This window comes from Vibrio lentus (genome assembly GCF_002875945.1).
In the GTDB taxonomy this organism is placed as follows: domain Bacteria; phylum Pseudomonadota; class Gammaproteobacteria; order Enterobacterales; family Vibrionaceae; genus Vibrio; species Vibrio apostichopi.
In genome coordinates this window covers 1-511 of record NZ_MCZK01000025.1, presented here as the reverse complement: position 1 = coordinate 511, position 511 = coordinate 1, and the positions used below count along the sequence as shown (strand labels likewise).

General features: G+C 42.5%; 1 protein-coding gene. It reads left to right on the top strand.

The window, feature by feature from the left end; all coding sequences use genetic code 11:
- Positions 1–293: 293 nt before the first annotated feature.
- A partial coding sequence (locus tag BCT49_RS25980; RefSeq protein ID WP_206747745.1) for a hypothetical protein occupies positions 294–511 on the top strand: 218 nt, incomplete at its 3' end.

Below are 511 nucleotides of genomic sequence, written 5' to 3'. Positions count from 1 at the left end.
TATTCCTATTATGGTAAATCCACAACTTTTCTATCGAAAACACCTCTTAGAAACCCCTCAAGCAGCCTGTAAGCCATTTTAAGAGCCAAAACCACCCACAATTACACAAATCCGCATTGAAAGTTAATTTCACTACCTGAAGGCTTCACAGTGCGAATTAACATCTTTTGAACTCACCCCAAAATCACACCGTAACGCTCATAACTGAAACTTTACTCATGAGATCGTGATTTCTCGTGAAATGGGCGAAGTCCTTTCATGAGGAAGAACGATCCGACAATCGAACGAAGTGAGTGCGTCAGAAAACAACCCTAAGCCTCGCTGAGTCACATCGTAGATCGGGGATTTTGGAGCTTGTAGCACAAAATGCGAATCCCGCTAATCATCAATTTGATGGTCCATCACTGCGCCGTCCCGTTTCAAAACACCTTTTGAAACCAATAGATATTGAGACTTCAAGTAACTGTCACTGCATTACAGTGACAGTTACCTACGAAACACCATCAACGTG